1 protein-coding gene is annotated in these 684 nt (G+C 23.2%); it reads right to left on the reverse strand.

Annotation, left to right across the window (positions count from 1 at the left end; translation table 11 throughout):
• Window positions 1-385 precede the first annotated feature (385 nt).
• Complete coding sequence (locus tag CD155_RS12755; RefSeq protein ID WP_002441720.1) at window positions 386-592, reverse strand: hypothetical protein; 207 nt, start codon at window positions 590-592, stop codon at window positions 386-388.
• Window positions 593-684 lie beyond the last annotated feature (92 nt).

Raw genomic sequence — 684 nt, forward strand, 5'->3', positions numbered from 1 at the left:
ATTTATTATACTAACAGGTACCAAATAAGCATCTTTATATATTCTATATTTATTCATTAATAAACTCCTTTTAAAAAGGATAACTATAGAGTACTCATTACCAAAATTCTTAAGTAATTCACTCGTTTTTTAAGTTCTATTAACACTTAATAATTCATGCTTAAAAGAAAAATACTAATTATTTTTATAGTCCAACTTGTCTCACTTATCAATTAGTATTATTTTCGATAAAAATTGATAACCAAAAAAAGATTTATCTCCTAAATTAATATAGGAAATAAATCTCTAATATAAATACTAAACCATTTTAAAACTTCCGTTTTCAGTATAATATTGATAAATTTCTTATATTGAATATACTGCTATGGTTATAGTGCATTTCATTTTAAGTAAACATTCTAATTATATTTATACCCACAACAACTACTACAACAATAATTGATATTTGTAGTAATTGCGCGCCTTTTTTCTCTTCGTATTTTTTATATTTAATACTACAAAGTATGCTCCCTATTGCAAATAATGGGAAAATAACCGTTAATACTATAAAAATCCACGCCCATACCTTTAGAGCTTTTCCATCTTTTTCCATGCGTACAATTCTCCTTAAGTAAATAGATTAATAAAATATAAATTCTATGATTCAATTATATGAAAATTTCATTCATTTTCATATAGATTAAT

Source organism: Staphylococcus caprae (assembly GCF_002902725.1).
GTDB classification, from domain to species: domain Bacteria; phylum Bacillota; class Bacilli; order Staphylococcales; family Staphylococcaceae; genus Staphylococcus; species Staphylococcus caprae.

What these genes read in the sequence shown, in the direction of transcription:
- CD155_RS12755 (WP_002441720.1), bottom strand. Translation starts at nt 592, where the DNA reads ATGGAAAAAGATGGAAAAGCTCTAAAGGTATGGGCGTGGATTTTTATA.